This window comes from Bradyrhizobium sp. P5_C11_2, assembly GCF_054049755.1.
Window position 1 is genome coordinate 1 of sequence record NZ_JBFULT010000117.1, and the last position, 15090, is coordinate 15090.

At 64.4% G+C, this 15090-nt stretch carries 18 protein-coding genes; 6 read left to right on the forward strand and 12 right to left on the reverse strand.

The features are described 5' to 3' along the window. Positions 1-121: 121 nt before the first annotated feature. The gene (locus ACXJL8_RS14060) at positions 122-388 is read right to left on the reverse strand and encodes a hypothetical protein (RefSeq protein WP_456620337.1); all 267 of its coding nucleotides are present in this window, start codon (positions 386-388) and stop codon (positions 122-124) included. A 256-nt stretch (positions 389-644) separates the two neighbouring features. Further along, complete coding sequence (locus ACXJL8_RS14065) at positions 645-890, reverse strand: hypothetical protein (RefSeq protein WP_456620338.1); 246 nt, start codon at positions 888-890, stop codon at positions 645-647. A 147-nt stretch (positions 891-1037) separates the two neighbouring features. Between ACXJL8_RS14065 and ACXJL8_RS14070 the strand changes: the two genes are divergently transcribed. Further along, entirely contained in the window at positions 1038-1463 is a 426-nt protein-coding gene (locus tag ACXJL8_RS14070; RefSeq protein ID WP_456620339.1) for a DUF5413 family protein, read from the forward strand. Positions 1464-1524: 61 nt separating this feature from the next. Next, positions 1525-2061 (forward strand): DUF4112 domain-containing protein, encoded by a 537-nt coding sequence (locus ACXJL8_RS14075; RefSeq protein WP_456620367.1) that lies wholly within the window; start codon positions 1525-1527, stop codon positions 2059-2061. A gap of 136 nt (positions 2062-2197) precedes the next feature. Here the strand turns inward: ACXJL8_RS14075 and ACXJL8_RS14080 are convergent, their stop codons facing one another. From ACXJL8_RS14080 to msrA, 4 genes are all read right to left on the reverse strand, one after another. Next, a complete protein-coding gene (locus ACXJL8_RS14080) occupies positions 2198-2488 on the reverse strand; it encodes a hypothetical protein (RefSeq protein WP_456620340.1) in 291 nt (96 codons plus the stop codon). A gap of 212 nt (positions 2489-2700) precedes the next feature. Continuing rightward, positions 2701-2865 carry a DUF3309 family protein gene (locus ACXJL8_RS14085; RefSeq protein ID WP_456620341.1) on the reverse strand — a complete coding sequence of 55 codons (165 nt, stop codon included), beginning with the start codon at positions 2863-2865 and terminating at the stop codon, positions 2701-2703. Positions 2866-2973: 108 nt separating this feature from the next. After that, entirely contained in the window at positions 2974-3393 is a 420-nt protein-coding gene (gene msrB / locus ACXJL8_RS14090; RefSeq protein WP_456620342.1) for a peptide-methionine (R)-S-oxide reductase MsrB, read from the reverse strand. Between the two features lie 30 nt (positions 3394-3423). Further along, positions 3424-4128, reverse strand: coding sequence for a peptide-methionine (S)-S-oxide reductase MsrA (msrA, locus tag ACXJL8_RS14095; protein WP_456620343.1), 705 nt, complete (start codon positions 4126-4128; stop codon positions 3424-3426). Positions 4129-4376: 248 nt separating this feature from the next. On the opposite strand from msrA, the gene ACXJL8_RS14100 reads away from it, so the two are divergent. Further along, on the forward strand, positions 4377-6059 hold the full coding sequence (locus ACXJL8_RS14100) for a caspase family protein (protein WP_456685124.1): 1683 nt from the start codon (positions 4377-4379) through the stop codon (positions 6057-6059). Positions 6060-6180: 121 nt separating this feature from the next. On the opposite strand, the gene ACXJL8_RS14105 is transcribed toward ACXJL8_RS14100, so the two are convergent. The 6 genes from ACXJL8_RS14105 to napE all read right to left on the reverse strand — a co-directional run bounded on the left by ACXJL8_RS14105 (position 6181) and on the right by napE (position 11757). Further along, a complete protein-coding gene (locus ACXJL8_RS14105) occupies positions 6181-7296 on the reverse strand; it encodes an ATP-dependent DNA helicase (RefSeq protein WP_456620345.1) in 1116 nt (371 codons plus the stop codon). A 274-nt stretch (positions 7297-7570) separates the two neighbouring features. After that, positions 7571-8224, reverse strand: a complete 654-nt coding sequence (locus ACXJL8_RS14110) for a NapC/NirT family cytochrome c (protein ID WP_456620346.1) — start codon at positions 8222-8224, stop codon at positions 7571-7573. Next, the gene (locus tag ACXJL8_RS14115) at positions 8221-8691 is read right to left on the reverse strand and encodes a nitrate reductase cytochrome c-type subunit (protein WP_456620347.1); all 471 of its coding nucleotides are present in this window, start codon (positions 8689-8691) and stop codon (positions 8221-8223) included. Before ACXJL8_RS14115 ends, ACXJL8_RS14110 begins: the two co-directional genes overlap by 4 nt. After that, on the reverse strand, positions 8688-11201 hold the full coding sequence (gene napA, locus ACXJL8_RS14120) for a nitrate reductase catalytic subunit NapA (RefSeq protein WP_456685125.1): 2514 nt from the start codon (positions 11199-11201) through the stop codon (positions 8688-8690). Before napA ends, ACXJL8_RS14115 begins: the two co-directional genes overlap by 4 nt. 17 nt (positions 11202-11218) lie before the next feature. Then, a complete protein-coding gene (locus ACXJL8_RS14125) occupies positions 11219-11548 on the reverse strand; it encodes a chaperone NapD (protein ID WP_456620349.1) in 330 nt (109 codons plus the stop codon). A 26-nt stretch (positions 11549-11574) separates the two neighbouring features. Next, positions 11575-11757 carry a periplasmic nitrate reductase, NapE protein gene (gene napE, locus ACXJL8_RS14130; RefSeq protein WP_456620350.1) on the reverse strand — a complete coding sequence of 61 codons (183 nt, stop codon included), beginning with the start codon at positions 11755-11757 and terminating at the stop codon, positions 11575-11577. Between the two features lie 220 nt (positions 11758-11977). On the opposite strand from napE, the gene ACXJL8_RS14135 reads away from it, so the two are divergent. The 3 genes from ACXJL8_RS14135 to ACXJL8_RS14145 form a co-directional block, all read left to right on the forward strand. Beyond that, positions 11978-13096, forward strand: a complete 1119-nt coding sequence (locus ACXJL8_RS14135; protein ID WP_456620351.1) for a helix-turn-helix domain-containing protein — start codon at positions 11978-11980, stop codon at positions 13094-13096. 89 nt (positions 13097-13185) lie between these two features. Continuing rightward, positions 13186-14424 (forward strand): acyltransferase family protein, encoded by a 1239-nt coding sequence (locus ACXJL8_RS14140; RefSeq protein ID WP_456620352.1) that lies wholly within the window; start codon positions 13186-13188, stop codon positions 14422-14424. Positions 14425-14480: 56 nt separating this feature from the next. After that, positions 14481-15090: LLM class flavin-dependent oxidoreductase (locus ACXJL8_RS14145; RefSeq protein WP_456685126.1), on the forward strand; the 610-nt coding region annotated here is incomplete at its 3' end.

The following is a 15090-nucleotide window of genomic DNA, read 5'->3' on the forward strand; positions in this document are numbered from 1 at the left end:
GGCCGCAGCATTTGGTGAGACTGTAACCCCTCACCCGGATCGCATCTTTCGATGCGCTCCGACCTCTCCCTGCGGGAGAGGTGAAGTGCCAGCGGCGATCTAATCGAAATCGATCCGGCGCTTACTGCGCCGCCGCTTCCCGCTTGCGCGATGCTGCGTGCTCGCGGTCCATCACGGCGCGGCAGCCGGGACTCACATTCGCCTTGTTCCGCACCATGCAGGCTCTGACGCGCGGGATGTCGGGAATTTCGCTCGAGCACAGCCGCATCGCATCACCTGTGCACATCTGCTGTGCTTCGGATGAGAAGGCGAGGCCGGGCGAAGTCTGGAATGCGATGGCGGTGGTGGCGAAGGCGAAGAGTGTGGCGATGGTCTGGTAGCGTGTCATGAGAGATGCGTCCCCGAGTTCCACGGATGTGAACCGCTTGATTATTGGGGCGCCGCACGCAGCTTGATTTGCCGCATGTCGCAACCATCACGCTGGGAATTAAATCCCGCATGTGGTGCTCGATCTCTCGTGATGTTCGAATCGAAAAGTGCTGCGCCGCCCGAGCGAAGTATGCGCCATTGTCAAAGAGCTGCAATGGGCGGCGCGAATGAATTCGCAATTGTTGCGCGTTCGTCACGCAAAATGCGGACGTGCATCACATGCCGTGACTCGCGAACACCTTGCTGCAGGATTTCGACAGCTTGGCCCGGTTTGCTTGCAGGCAGCTCTGCACCGCACCGTCATTGCCGAGGTCCTTGCGGCACAGCCGCGAAGCATCGCGCGAGCAGGCCTGCTGCTCCTGCGACGTGCCGGCATGGCCTTGCGCGAAAGCGGGCGCGTTCGACAGGCCGCCCAGGGCTGTCAGGGTAATGGTCGCCAGGAACAACAGTTTGCGGGACATCGGTGGCTCCARATCTGACGGGTGAATTTCAGGTCCTGTCTGAACTCGTCGCTTTGCCGCTTGTTCCCCCGGCGGGCATAGCCCGCTGCCCGCTATTCAAGGTTCCCGCGGCGCTGCTATAACGGCGGCGAAGGATGAGGGTACTTGATGAAACGCTATCTGGTGTTTGCGCTCGTCGGTCCGTTCGTAGGCGGGTTCCTGCTGCTGCTGACGACGACCTATCAGTCCGGCTATTGGGCCCAGACCAGTCTCGGCGAGGTCGGCAAGCTGTTCGTGGTGTTCTTCAAGACCCTGCAATACAGCTATTTGTTCGGCTTCCTGCCCTCGCTGATGATCGGCGCGGTCGACGACATCCTGATCCACATCAGGCGGATCGGCCCGGTGCTGCGGATGCTGCTGGTCGGCGCCTTCGCCTTCATCCTGGCCTCGCTGACCTACAGCTCGCGCGGGCCGGATTCCGGCGCGGTGCAGTTCATCCTCTACGGCCTGGTCGGATTTGTGCCGGCGGTGGTGTCATCCTGGCTCGTGCACAAATATGTCGAGGAGCCGCATCCAGCCGCGGCCTCGACCTGAGGGCGCGACCTTCGACCGCGCCGCGGCAACCTCCGCCTCGCTGGCGCGTTCCTTGAAGGCCATGACCATGTCCGACGACGACATTCTTGCTCCGCGCCGATCCCGCTCAGGGAGCCGCACGACCTCCCCGGGCGCCGAGGCGCGCGGGCCGATCATCGACCAGGAAGGCCACGAGATCCGTCCCGAAACGCTGGAGCAGGGGTTTCGCGAATTTCGCTTCGAATTCGGGCAAGGCAATCCGTTCGGCAATCTGACGCGCGAGCAGCGGATCGCGCGGATCGAGGCGATCGCAAAGCTGCTCGACGTCGCCTTCATCGTGCCCGGCACCAATATCCGCTACGGCATCGACGGCCTGATCGGGCTGATCCCGGTCGTCGGCGACATCATCACGACCGCGATCTCGCTGTGGCTGGTGCGTGAGGCCCGCGCGCTGGGCGCCCCCTGGTACCTCACGGCGCGCATGCTCGGGAATGTCGCGGTCGACGGCGTGGTCGGCATTGTGCCATTCGCGGGCGACGCCTTCGACGTCATGTTCCGCGCCAACATGCGCAACGTCCGCCTGTTGCGGCGCTGGCTCGACAAGCAGCCGCGCATGTAGAAGTGGAGGCCTTCTTTCTTCGCCTCTCCCCGCAAGCGGGGCGAGGGAGAAGGAAGAGCACGGGCCAGAACCGCAAAAAGCGCGACAGCCTTTCGGCCATCGCGCTTTCTGCGCACATCGGAGGCTTGCGAAAAACTTACGCCGCGTCGGCGTCGGTGTTCGTCTCCGCCGGCTTGCGGCGGCGGGGCAGCGGGAAGGCTTCGCTCTCATAGAGCGAGCGGATGCCGTTCTGGTCGAAGCGCGCTTCCTCGACCTGCAGATAGGCGCCGTTCAGCGAATCCGTCGGCAACTGCTCCATCGCGAACTGCACGGCTTCGGCCGCGGTGCCGAACCGGCGATAGGTGAAGCCCGCGCGCTTCTTCTTGCGGATCGCGGCGGGGAAGAGTTCGGCGGAAGTGTTGAAGTTGAACGGACGCAGTGGACGCATGGTCAAAGACCTCGTGATCTTCTCTGGGGCTTTAAGCGCGTGGGGTTTGGGGGCGAAGGCCGCAATCGGGCGGGCCCGCCGTGCCTGTCATTTTCGCTCTCTAATATAGGCTGTTTTGACAAAATTGCGACCCCTGCGAACGGAGATGATGAATCCGCGCATGGCAGCCCCGCAATCAAAATAAACGAAGCAATTACAATTACTTAAATGGTTTACAGTTTGCCGAGGAGCAGCAGCACGAGCAGCACCACGAGCACGACGCCGCCGATCCCCATGCCGGAATGGCCCATCCCATAGCCGTAGCCGCCGACCCGGCCCGACAGGCCGCCGACGAGATAGATGATCACCAGGATGATCAGGATGGTCCCAAGGGTCATGGCATCCTCCCTGGCGGTCGCCGAAATGCGCTGATCGGCCGCGCCGCCAGAGAAGAAAAGCACATCGCGCCCCCGGGTTCCATGGCGGAACCCGGCGGCGCGCAACGTTTATTTCGGCTCGAGCTTCAGCGCCGCCGAATTGATGCAGTAGCGCAGGCCGGTCGGCCCGGGGCCGTCGGGGAAGACGTGGCCGAGATGGCCGCTGCACTTGGCGCAGAGCACCTCGGTGCGGATCATGCCGTGGCTGACATCCCGCTCCTCGTCGATATGGCTCTCGGCGGCGGGCTGCGTGAAGCTCGGCCAGCCGCAGCCGGAATCGAACTTGGCGTCGGACTCGAACAGCACGTTGCCGCAGCCGGCGCAGACATAGGTGCCGGCGCGGTGGTCGTGCTCATACTCGCCCGAGAAGGGACGCTCGGTCGCCTTTTCCCGCAGCACCGCATATTGCATCGGCGACAATTCCTGCCGCCACTGCTCGTCGCTCTTGATGACCTTGTCGTCCGTGGTTTTCGTCTTGGTGTCGGGCATGGCTCTCCCGTTGTTGCGATGATCTCGCGATCAGTTGGTGGCCTTGCTGGCACTCACCAGCGTCGGCTTGTCAATATAGTTATCCGCGAACAGTTTCTTCAGGTTCTCGACCTTCGGAATGTCGTTGTAGGCGATGTAGGGCTGGTTCGGGTGCAGCGTCAGATAGTCCTGGTGATAGGCTTCCGCCGGGTAGAACGCCTCCAGCGCGCCGACCTTGGTCACGATCGGCTTGTTGAAGACCTTGGCGCCGTTGAGCTGGGCGATATAGGCCTCCGCCACCTTCTTCTGCTCGTCGGAGGTGGTGAAGATCGCCGAGCGATATTGCGTGCCGGTGTCCGGGCCCTGGCGGTTGAGCTGGGTCGGGTCGTGCGCCACAGAGAAGTAGATCTGGAGGATCTTGCCGTAGGAGATCTTCTTCGGGTCGTATTTGATCTCGACCGATTCCGCGTGGCCCGTCGTGCCGGACGAGACGCTGCGATAGTCGGCGGTTGCCTTGCTGCCGCCGGCATAGCCGGAGACCGCGTTGACGATGCCTGCGGTGTGCTGGAATACGCCCTGCACGCCCCAGAAGCAGCCGCCGGCGATCACGGCGGTCTGGATCCCGCTCGCGGGTGCCGCATCCATGGCGGGGGCGGGGATCACGACCGCATCCTCCGCGGCCCGGGACGGCAGGGCAAAGGCCAGCGTCAGTGCGGTGGTGGCGGCGAGCAGGGTCAGGAGGGCGGGTCGGCGCATGGCGGATCCTCTTTCGAAAGGTGTGACAAGTCTAGGGCGGTTGGGGTCGGGCGAACAGCCTGCCCGGCCGCATTTCCGGTCATCTGAGATACGGGCGCGGCCGGCGATTGTTACGCCGGGACGGACACGAGGCTGTGAAAAGCGCCGGTCAAATAGCCGGCTTGGCGGGGCCGGGATCTCCGGGCTAGATGAACCCGCGCGATCGATGATCGACTTAGAAATGTGGTGGCTGGAGCAGATCCGACAACATGCTGCGCGTCGTTCCCCTGATACTCCTCGCCCTCGCCGCCTGCGTCTCGATCGCCGCGGCCGATCCCCAACCCGACGATCTCGCCCTTTGCCGCGACCGCCAGGCGGACATGCAGGCCAGGGCGCCGGCCTGCGACAACCTGCTCAACGCCGACCGGCTCGCCGGCAAGGACAAGGCGATCGCGCTCACCGTGCGCGGCAATACGCTGGTCAACAAGCGCGACTACGCCCACGCGATCGAGACCCTGTCCATGGCCGTCGATCTCGATCCCGACAATGTCGTGACGCTCAACCTGCGCGGGCTCGCCTACGAGCGCAAGGGCCAGGACGACCTCGCGATGGCCGACTACAACCTCGCCCTCCAGAAACGCCCGACCTACGGTGTCCCCTACAACAATCGCGGCGTCATCCATCTGCGCCGGAACGCGCTGCAAAGCGCGCTCGACGATTTCAACCTGTCGATCAAATACGCGCCAAAGTTCCTGCTCGGCTACACCAACCGCGCGCGCGTGCGCACGCTGATGAAGGATTTCGACGGCGCGATCGCCGATTTCGCCGAAGCCGGGAAGATCGATCCGAACGCACCGCAGATCGCCGGCAACCGGTGCATCACCTACGGCATGATGGGTAAGTTCGACCTGGCCCTGGCCGACTGCAACGGCCTGATCGAGAAGCAGCCGAAAAACGTCTACGCGATCAACAATCGCGCCGATGTCAGCATGATCAAGGGCGACCTCGACGCCGCGCTGAAGGACTACAATACGGCCATCCAGATCAACCCGAACAATGTCCGCGCTCATTCCGGCCGCGGCCAGATCTACGAACGCAGGAAGGATCTCGCCCAGGCGCGCGCCGACTATCGCGCGGCCGCCTATTCGCTGACGAAGTTCGATGAGCTCGACGTCGCGCGTGCCCGCGCCATCGCGCAGGAACGGCTCGCCGCGCTGACGCCGCAGGCGCCGGCCGGGGCGACCGGGCGCCGCGTCGCGCTGGTGATCGGCAACGGCGCCTACAAGAACGTCCATGCGCTGCCGAATCCGCCGCGCGACTCCAAGCTGATCGCAACCGTGCTGCACGATCTCGGCTTCCAGACCGTGATGTCGACCAGCGACCTGACCCGCGACAAGTTCTTCCAGACCCTCCAGGCATTTGCGGAGGAAGCGGAGAAGGCGGATTGGGCGATGGTCTATTATGCCGGCCACGGGTTCGAGATCGGCGGCGTGAACTATCTGGTTCCGATCGACGCCAAGCTTTCGGCCGACAAGGACGCCGAGACCGAAGCGGTGGCGCTGGAGCAGGTGATCGCAGCCGTGGGGGCAGCCCGCAAGGTGCGGCTCGTGATCCTGGATGCCTGCCGCGACAATCCGTTCGCGCCGACCATGCAGCGCACGCTGTCGCTCAAGCTGGTCGACAAGGGCTTTTCCAACATCGAGCCCGGTGCGGGGTTCATGGTGGTCTACGCCGCCAAGCACGGCGAGACCGCGATAGACGGCGACGGCGGCGCCAACAGCCCCTTCGCCACCGCGCTCGCTCGCGACATCAAGGAGCCGCGCGTCGAGATCCGAAAACTGTTCGACATCGTCCGCGACGACGTCTGGTCCGCAACCAAGCACGGCCAGCAGCCGTTCACGTACGGCTCTCCGCCGGGGCGGGAGGATTTTTATTTTGTGGCGGGGAAGTGACGAATTGAGTTGCAGAGCAACTCAACTCGTCTTTCCGGGGCGATGCGGAGCATCGAACCCGGAATCTCGAGATTCCGGGTTCTGCTCTTCGAGCCGCCCCGGAATGACGGGGTAGGCAGCCTCACACCACAATACTCAATCTTTTCGCCGCGCGCGTGATCCCCGTGTAGAGCCACCGCGCCCTGGAATCCTGAAACGCAAAACTCTCGTCGAACAGCACGACGTCGTCCCATTGCGAGCCCTGCGATTTGTGCACGGTCAGCACGTAGCCGTAGTCGAACTCGTCATAGGGCTTGCGCTGCTCCCAGGCGATCTGCTCGATGCCGCCTTCGAAGCAGTCGGCGCGCACCGAGACCTTCGTCACCTTGTGGCCGAAGTCCTCATCCGGCGACAGCCGCATGCTGAGGATGCGCGATTTCGAGCGCGAGGTGTTGCGCGACTTCACGCGCCACAGGCCGCCGTTGAACAGGCCCTTCTTGCGGTTGTTGCGCAGGCAGACCAGCTTGTCGCCGGCGACCGGAAAAGTGTCCTCGAAGTTCTGGCGCTGGCGCACCCGCATATTGTACGCGCGTCGCGTGTTGTTGCGGCCGACCAGGACCTGGTCGGCGCCCATGACGCGGTCGGGATCGAGCTCCTTGCGCGACACCACTTCGCTCTCGCCGTAGCGGCCGATGTCGAGCTCGCGGCCCTCGCGGACGTCCATCGACATCCGCACGATCGGGTCGTCTTGCGCCTGGCGATGCACTTCGGTCAGCATCGCGTCGGGCTCGGTGTTGGTGAAGAAGCCGCCGCCCTGGATCGGCGGCAGCTGCGCGGGATCGCCCAGCACCAGCAGCGGGCAGTCGAACGACATCAAATCGCGCCCCAGTTCGGCATCGACCATCGAGCATTCGTCGATCACGATCAGCTTGGCCTTGGAGGCCGGCGCGTCGTCCCAGAGCTCGAAGCTCGGCTGCTCCTCGCCGGATTCGCGGGCCCGGTAGATCAGGGAATGGATGGTGGAGGCGTCGTCGCACCCCTTGTTGCGCATCACCAGCGCGGCCTTGCCGGTGAAGGCTGCGAACTTCACCTCGCCGTCGACGCCGTCGGCGATGTGCCGCGCCAGCGTGGTCTTGCCGGTGCCGGCAAAGCCGAACAGCCGGAACACCGGCGGCGTGCCGTTGCGGCCGGGTTTTGCCTTGAGCCAGTCGCCAACGGCTTTTAGCGCGGCATCCTGATGCGGGGTGAATGTGGCCATATCTGTCTTGAGAGGTGCGAAATCGACCGATTCGCCATCCCCCAAAACTAACCATTCGCCCCGCCGGTTCAAGCGCGGGGCAAGCGCATTTCAAGGCTGCTTCTCTGCGGCCATCCTTCGAGACGCCCGCCTTTGGCGGGCCCTCAGGATGAGGGCGGAGTGCGTGGCGGCAGTTTCGGCAGGCCAAGATGCCGCTGAGCCTCATCCTGAGCAGACCGCGAAGCGGTCGTCTCGAGGGACGAGGCGCTTGCTCGGACCTTGCCGACAGATCGCCCTATTGCCAGCCGGGAACGCCGCGCATGTCGGGCAGGTGGTGGGCGATGCCCTTGTGGCAGTCGATGCAGGTCTTTTCGCCCGTGAACAGGAAGCGCTGGTGMGCCACCGAGGCCCGCGGCGACTGTTTGGTGATGTCCATGGAATCGGCGCTGTGGCAGTTGCGGCATTCCAGCGAATCATTGGCCTTGAAGCGCGCCCATTCATGCGCCGCGAGCTCGAGCCGGTGATCGAGGAATTTCTCCCGTGTATCGATCGTGCCAAAAATCTTGCCCCAGACCTCCTTGGAGGCCTGCATCTTGCGCGCGATCTTGTCGGTCCAGTTGTGCGGCACGTGGCAGTCCGGGCAGGTCGCGCGCACGCCAGAACGATTGCTGAAGTGGATGGTCGATTTCAGCTCGGCGAAGACGTTGTCCTTCATCTCGTGGCAGCCGGTGCAGAATTTCTCCGTGTTGGTCAATTCCAGCGCGGTGTTGAAGCCGCCCCAGAAGATGACGCCGGCCGCAAAGCCCGCCAGCACCAGCACGCCGAGCCCGAACACCGAGCTCGGCCGGATCAGCACCTGCCAGAGCTCGCGCGCAAAGTCCCAGCTTCGCAGGACAAAGCTGCGCTTGGCTTCCACCTTTCCCTTGGGCTCGTCAGCAGCCGTCGTCATCGGCGGCCACCGGGGCTTGCGCGCGAGAGCAGCGTGTCGATGTCGGTGAAGTCGTTGCTGACGGGCGGCGTGGCGGTGTTCTGCGGCACGTGGCACTCGGTGCAGAAGAAGCGCCGCGGCGAGATCGATGCCAGGAACTGGCCGTCGCGATCCATGAAATGCGTGATCGAGACCATCGGCGCCTGCGATTCCGCGGTGCGCGCCCGCGCGTGGCAGGACAGGCACTTGTTGCCGTTGAGGTCGACCTGGTAGCCGTCGATCGTATGCGGGATCACCGGCGGCTGCTCCGGATAGTTGCGCACCTCCCGCTCGGAGGTGTTGCGGTTCGGCAGCATCGGCGGCGCCGGCCCCTCGTCATTGAGCGGGGCCGGGCCGCGCAGGCCCGATGTCACCGTCTGCGCGGTCAGCGAGCTCGCGCCGGCGGCAATCGCGACCGCGAGCACGGCAATTGCAAATCGTCTGGTCATGACAGGCCCACCCGCTCGATGCGCACGGCGCACTTCTTGAAATCGGCTTGCAGCGAGATCGGATCGGTGGCGTCCAGCGTCACCTTGTTGATCAGCTTGGATTCGTCGAACCACGGCACGAACACCAGGCCACGCGGCGGCCGGTCGCGGCCGCGGGTCTCGACGCGGGCCCGGATGAAGCCGCGGCGCGAGACCACCTTCACTTCGTCACCGCGCCGGAACTTTGCCTCCTGCGCATCGTCGGGATGCATGAAGCAGACGGCCTCGGGGAAGGCCTTGTAGAGCTCGGGCACGCGGCGCGTCATGGTGCCGGAATGCCAGTGCTCCAGCACGCGGCCGGTCGAGAGCCAGAACGGATACTCGCTGTCCGGCGACTCCGCCGCCGGCTCGTAAGGAAGCGCGAAGATGCGCGCCTTGCCGTCCGGATAGCCGTAGAACTGCACGTCAGTGCCCTGCTTGACGTAGGGATCGCTGCCCTCGCGGAAGCGCCACTTCGTCTCCTGGCCGTTGACGACGGGCCAGCGCAGGCCGCGCTCGCGGTGATAGCTTTCGAACGGCGCGAGGTCGTGGCCGTGGCCGCGGCCAAACGAGGCATATTCCTCGAACAGTCCCTTCTGCACGTAGAAGCCAAACGCCTTCGACTCTTCGTTGAGATAGCCCTGCTCGATCTCCGAGGCCGGGAACTTGTCGACCTGGCCGTTCCTGTAGAGCACGTCGAACAGCGTCTTGCCGCGAACGTCCGACTTCTTGGCGATCAGTTCCTCCGGCCAGACCTCCTCGATCTTGAAGCGCTTCGAGAACTCCATCAGCTGCCAGAGATCGGACTTGGACTCGCCCGGCGCGGTGACGAGCTGGTGCCAGAACTGCGTGCGGCGCTCGGCATTGCCATAGGCGCCTTCCTTCTCCACCCACATCGCGGTGGGCAGGATCAAATCGGCGGCGAGCGCGGTGACGGAGGGATAGGCATCCGAGACCACGATGAAATTGTCGGGATTACGGAAGCCCGGATAGGTCTCCTCGTTGACGTTGGGGCCGGCCTGGAGGTTGTTGTTGACCTGCACCCAATAGGCGTTGATCAGGCCGTCCTTCAGCATCCGGCTTTGCAGCACAGCGTGCGCGCCGGGCTTGTCGGGAATGGTGCCTTCGGGCAGGAGCCAGATGTGCTCGGTCTTGGCGCGGTGCTCCTTGTTGGTGACGACCATGTCGGCCGGCAGGCGATGCGAGAAGGTGCCGACCTCGCGCGCGGTGCCGCAGGCCGAGGGCTGGCCGGTCAGCGAGAACGGGCTGTTGCCGGGCGAGGAGATCTTTCCGGTCAGAAGATGAATGTTGTAGACGAGGTTGTTGCACCAGACGCCGCGGGTGTGCTGGTTGAAGCCCATGGTCCAGAACGAGACCACTTTTGTCTTCGGATCGGCGTAGAGCTCGGCAAGCGCCTCCAGCCGGTTGAGCGGCACGCCGGACATCTCGGCGGCCTTCTCCAGCGTGTACTCCGACACGAACTTGACGTACTCGTCATAGCTCATGTCGGTGGAGTCGTTGGCCTTGGCCGCGCCCGTTGCCTTCTTCTGCAGCGGATGCTCGGGCCGCAGGCCGTAGCCGATGTCGGTCTGGCCGCGCCTGAAGATCGTATGCGCGGCGACAAAATCCTTGTTGACGCGCCCGGTCTTGATGATGTGGTTGGCGATGGCGTTGAGGAGATAGAGGTCGGTCTGCGGCTTGAACACCATGCCGATGTCGGCGAGGTCGAACGAGCGGTGCTCGAAGGTCGAGAGCACGGCGACGCGGACATGCGGCGCGGACAGCCGGCGGTCGGCGAGACGCGTCCACAGGATCGGGTGCATCTCCGCCATGTTGGAGCCCCACAGCACGAAGGCGTCAGTCGCCTCGATGTCGTCATAGCAGCCGGCCGGCTCGTCGATGCCGAAGGTGCGCATCATGCCGGCCACGGCGGAGGCCATGCAGTGCCGCGCATTGGGGTCGATGTTGTTGGTGCGGAAGCCGGCCTTGAACAGCTTTGAGGCGGCATAGCCTTCCCAGATCGTCCACTGGCCGGAGCCGAACATGGCGACGCCGTTCGGCCCGCGCTTCTTGATCGCTTCCTTCCACTTCGTCTCCATGATGTCGAAAGCTTCGGTCCACGACACCGGCGTGAACTCGCCGTTCTTGTCGTATTTGCCGTTCGCCTTGCGCAGCATCGGCTGGGTCAGGCGGTCATGGCCGTACATGATCTTGGAGAGGAAGTAGCCCTTGACGCAGTTGAGGCCGCGATTGACCTCGGCCTTGATGTCGCCGTGGGTGGCGACCACGCGGTTGTCCTTGGTCGCCACCATCACCGAGCAGCCGGTGCCGCAGAAACGGCAGGCGGCCTTGTCCCATTTCAATTCGGATGTGTCGCGCTCGGTGACGAGATTGGCGGCGAGCGCCGGCGCCGGCATGCCCGCGGCGGCAGCCGCGATCGCGGCGGCCTCCAGCTTCAGCATCTGGCGGCGGTCGAGCTTGGGTGACGTCATGATGGCTCTCCCGGCCGTTAGGTCGTTTCGATGGCGTGAAAGACGAGCGCCGCGGAATAGACGTGCGGCAGCGAATGGATGGTGTTGAGCAGGGTGCCGAGGCTGCCGGCGTCGGGCGCCTCGGTCACGACGACGAGTTTTCCGCGCGCGTCGCGGCCGTGGATCTCGCAGCCCGGAAGCGCGGTGATCCCGGCTTCGACCTCGGCGAGGCGCTCGGGACGCGCCTGGACGATGATGCTGGCGATCTCGCAGCCCGGCGGCGGAACGATGCGCTCGGTGCTGAGCACCCGGCCGGTGATCAATGCGCGGCGGTTGAGTTTGGCTTTGTTGAGTAAGCCTTGGACCATGGTGCCTGTCTTTCGCTGTTCGGGGATCAATGCGGGGGTGGCGGACCGGGAGGCCCTGCGACCATCTGGTAGATCCAGACGGCGAGGCCGTAGGAGCCGACCGTTCCGACTGCGAGGACGGGCATCACGACCGCGGTCAGAAACAGGAACGCAAAAATCTCCATGCGCTTACGGCGCACGCGCCCAGTCGTGTCGTCAGGGGCCGACATATTCGGTCTCTTTGAAATGGTATGGGAATCGGGACGGCATCCGGGCCGTTGCCTTGCCGTACCTTAGATGCGTTCGAGCCGTTAACGCGTTGATCTGGATCAATTCATCGACTTGCAGCGGGGACCGCAGCAGTGGCCAAAGCCGCAAGTTTGGGTTGTGCATGCGCGAAGGCGATGCGAGAGTTGAGCTCTCGAATGGGGTTCCCAGGGTGTGAACGGGATGGGGCTCACGGCCATCGATCTTGGGCTGCGCGGTGCGACGAGCGGTGTGTTCCTGCTGATCATTCTCATCGCATTGCTGCGTCGTGCGACCGGCCAACAGGTTTTGCTGGGCATCGCGATGTGCGCAGGCGGCATATTCTATGCGATTGTGACCGCGCCCAACTTCCCCAAAATGACTTGGTGGTGGACGTTGCCGATCCTATCCGCCCAGCCCGCCGTATTCTGGTTGTGGGCGCGCGCGGCGTTAGACGACGATTTCGTGCTGAAGCGGTGGCACGGCGCCCTGTGGCTAAGCATCGTGGCCTATGGGTTCGCGATCACGCTGAGCTGGGCGCACTGGCCCGCTTTGGCTGGCGCAGGCGGGCGAGTCCTGGCGCTGGCTACCCTGGTGCTGGCCCTCGCTGCCGCGGTTCAGACGGTCAAGACCTGGCGGGCCGATTTGGTCGCACGGCGCCGCCGACTGCGGCTGGCGATGCTTGCGATCAACGTCGTGCTCATCGCGGCCGTCGCCGTCGCCGGCTTCGCCGCAATTCCCGTCGCGGTTCCCGGCGCGCCCGGCAGTCTCCCGACCGCGCTCGGCCTGTTCGTGGTGGCGATGCTCGCCGGATTGGGTGCTTTCGCCACCCAGCCGGCCGCCGCCGTCAACGACGCCACGTCGGCCATCGCATCCGGCGATGTGCGCGGGGCCGATCGTGCTCCCACGAGCCGTGTCGTCGTCGATCCAATCCTGTTGCGGCGCCTCGACTATCTGATGACCGTGGAACGAACCTACCGGCAGGAGGGTCTTGCGATCGGCGCGCTGGCGGCACGGCTCGACGTTCCCGAGCACCGGCTGCGCCAGGCCATCAACGAAGGGCTGGGCTATCGAAACTTCAACGCGTTCCTGAATCGCTATCGCATCGAGGATGCCAAGCTGGCGCTGTCCGATGCGGCGCAACGGGAGGTCCCGGTGCTGACCATCGCCATGGATGCAGGGTTCCAGTCGATCGGACCGTTCAATCGCGCCTTCAAGGCCGAAACCGGCGTGACCCCGACCGAATTCCGGCGCGAGGCGCTGACCCCGCCGGAAACCGACTGCGATCCCGGGATCAGCCAGCCGCGCCGAGAAATCGGCTAGCCGATTTTTGGATCGGGCGAGAGGGCCGCGCCCCGATTGGGCAGACTGTCCGGCGAGAAACCCCTCACCAGCCAGCATGAGCCCCGTCCATGTCACATACGACCGCCGTCGCCCCCGCATCGGAACGATTGCACGCCCTTGATGCGCTCAGGGGCGGCGCCCTTCTGCTCGGCATCGTCCTGCACGCGGCAATGTCGTTCGTGCCCGCCACGCCCCGGTTCTGGTTCATCCAGGACACCCATCCAAGCCTCCTCCTGGGCCTGCTGACCTTCACCATCCACGTCTTCCGGATGACGACCTTCTTCCTGATGGCCGGTTTCTTTGCCCGCATGAGTTTCCATCGCCGGGGGAGCTGGGGCTTTGTCAGGGACAGGTTGCAGCGGATCGGGCTCCCGTTCGTGATCGGCTGGCCGATCGTGTTTACGCCGATGGCTCTGGTGGTCATCTGGGCCTCCGGCTTTCCCAATGGCGGTCCGACTCCCGGCATGCGCAATTGGCCGCCGGTGCTGCCGAATTTCCCCCTGACGCATCTCTGGTTCCTCTATGTGCTGCTGGAGCTCTACGTTGCGATGCTCCTGCTGCGCGGCGCAATTGTCTGGCTTGATGCCTCCGCCACGCTGCGAACGGTCATCGACCGTGTCTTCGCTGGGATCGTGCGAAGCCCGCTGGCCCCCCTGCTTCTGGCGATCCCGATCGGCATCGCTTTCTGTCTCGACCAGCGCTGGATCAATGTGATGGGGGTGAGGACCCCGGATCAATCGCTCATCACCAACGCGCAGGCCTGGATCGGCTTCGGCACCGCCTTCGGGGTCGGCTGGCTGTTGCATCGGCAGGTCGATCTGCTGCGGCTGCTCGAGCGACGCTGGCTCCCGCATCTCCTGCTTGCGGTCGTGCTGATCCTGATCAGCTTCGTGCTCTCGGGTGTGATCCTGTCCGCGCCGGGTGCGCCGAACCTGCCCTTCAGCGCTGCCACGCTCAGGCTTGTCTCCGCGATCCTCTATGCACCGGCGATCTGGATATCGACCTTCGCGGCCATCGGTCTCGCGCTTCGCTTCATGTCCGGCTTCAGCCCGACCTGGCGCTACCTCGCCGATGCGTCCTACTGGCTCTATCTGATCCACATGCCGATCGTGATGGCGCTGCAGGTCGTGCTGTCGCAACTCGACTGGCCCGGGCTGATCAAGTTTGCCGTCATTCTCGTCGTCGCAATTCCGGCGATGCTGGCAAGCTATCATTGGCTGGTGCGCTTCACCTTCATTGGTGCGATCCTGAATGGCCGCCGCGCCGTGCGGCGTGTTCTCCCGCAAGGCGGAATTGCGACTGCGTAGACAGCGCCGCCCCGCTCATTAAGATGCCCGCAACAAGAATAAGCGGGAGAGGCGTCATGAAGTTCGGCATCTTCTACGAGCTGCAACTGCCGCGGCCCTGGGTGGCTGGTGACGAACTCAAGCTCTACCAGAACGCGCTCTCGCAGCTGGAACTCGCCGACCAGCTCGGCTACGACCACGCCTGGGTCGTCGAGCATCATTTCCTCGAGGAATATTCGCATTCGCCCTCGCCGGAATCCTTCCTCGCCGCCGCGAGTCAGCGCACCAAGAACATCCGGCTCGGCCATGGCATCCTTCAGCTCACCACCAACCATCCCGCGCGCGTCGCCGAGCGCGTCGCGGTGCTCGACCTGCTCTCGAACGGCCGCTGCGAATTCGGCATGGGGGAAAGCGCCTCCATCACCGAGCTCGAGCCGTTCGGCCGCGACATGGAGACCAAGAAGGAGGTGTTCGAGGAGGCCGTAGCCGCAATCTTTCCGATGTTCAAGGACGCGGGCAGCGAGCACCACGGCAAGTATTTCGACATCCCCTTGCGCAATGTCGTGCCGAAGCCGATGCAGAAGCCGCATCCGCCGCTGTGGATGGCCTGCTCGCAGCTGCCGACCATCGAGCGCGCCGGGCGACACGGTTTTGGCGCGCTCGGTTTCCAGTTCGTCAGCGCGGATG

Coding starts and splice junctions, on each gene's coding strand:
- ACXJL8_RS14060 (WP_456620337.1), bottom strand. CDS start 388: ATGACACGCTACCAGACCATCGCCACACTCTTCGCCTTCGCCACCACC.
- ACXJL8_RS14065 (WP_456620338.1), bottom strand. CDS start 890: ATGTCCCGCAAACTGTTGTTCCTGGCGACCATTACCCTGACAGCCCTG.
- ACXJL8_RS14070 (WP_456620339.1), top strand. CDS start 1,038: ATGAAACGCTATCTGGTGTTTGCGCTCGTCGGTCCGTTCGTAGGCGGG.
- ACXJL8_RS14075 (WP_456620367.1), top strand. CDS start 1,525: ATGACCATGTCCGACGACGACATTCTTGCTCCGCGCCGATCCCGCTCA.
- ACXJL8_RS14080 (WP_456620340.1), bottom strand. CDS start 2,488: ATGCGTCCACTGCGTCCGTTCAACTTCAACACTTCCGCCGAACTCTTC.
- ACXJL8_RS14085 (WP_456620341.1), bottom strand. CDS start 2,865: ATGACCCTTGGGACCATCCTGATCATCCTGGTGATCATCTATCTCGTC.
- msrB (WP_456620342.1), bottom strand. CDS start 3,393: ATGCCCGACACCAAGACGAAAACCACGGACGACAAGGTCATCAAGAGC.
- msrA (WP_456620343.1), bottom strand. CDS start 4,128: ATGCGCCGACCCGCCCTCCTGACCCTGCTCGCCGCCACCACCGCACTG.
- ACXJL8_RS14100 (WP_456685124.1), top strand. CDS start 4,377: ATGCTGCGCGTCGTTCCCCTGATACTCCTCGCCCTCGCCGCCTGCGTC.
- ACXJL8_RS14105 (WP_456620345.1), bottom strand. CDS start 7,296: ATGGCCACATTCACCCCGCATCAGGATGCCGCGCTAAAAGCCGTTGGC.
- ACXJL8_RS14115 (WP_456620347.1), bottom strand. CDS start 8,691: ATGACCAGACGATTTGCAATTGCCGTGCTCGCGGTCGCGATTGCCGCC.
- napA (WP_456685125.1), bottom strand. CDS start 11,201: ATGACGTCACCCAAGCTCGACCGCCGCCAGATGCTGAAGCTGGAGGCC.
- ACXJL8_RS14125 (WP_456620349.1), bottom strand. CDS start 11,548: ATGGTCCAAGGCTTACTCAACAAAGCCAAACTCAACCGCCGCGCATTG.
- napE (WP_456620350.1), bottom strand. CDS start 11,757: ATGTCGGCCCCTGACGACACGACTGGGCGCGTGCGCCGTAAGCGCATG.
- ACXJL8_RS14135 (WP_456620351.1), top strand. CDS start 11,978: ATGGGGCTCACGGCCATCGATCTTGGGCTGCGCGGTGCGACGAGCGGT.
- ACXJL8_RS14140 (WP_456620352.1), top strand. CDS start 13,186: ATGTCACATACGACCGCCGTCGCCCCCGCATCGGAACGATTGCACGCC.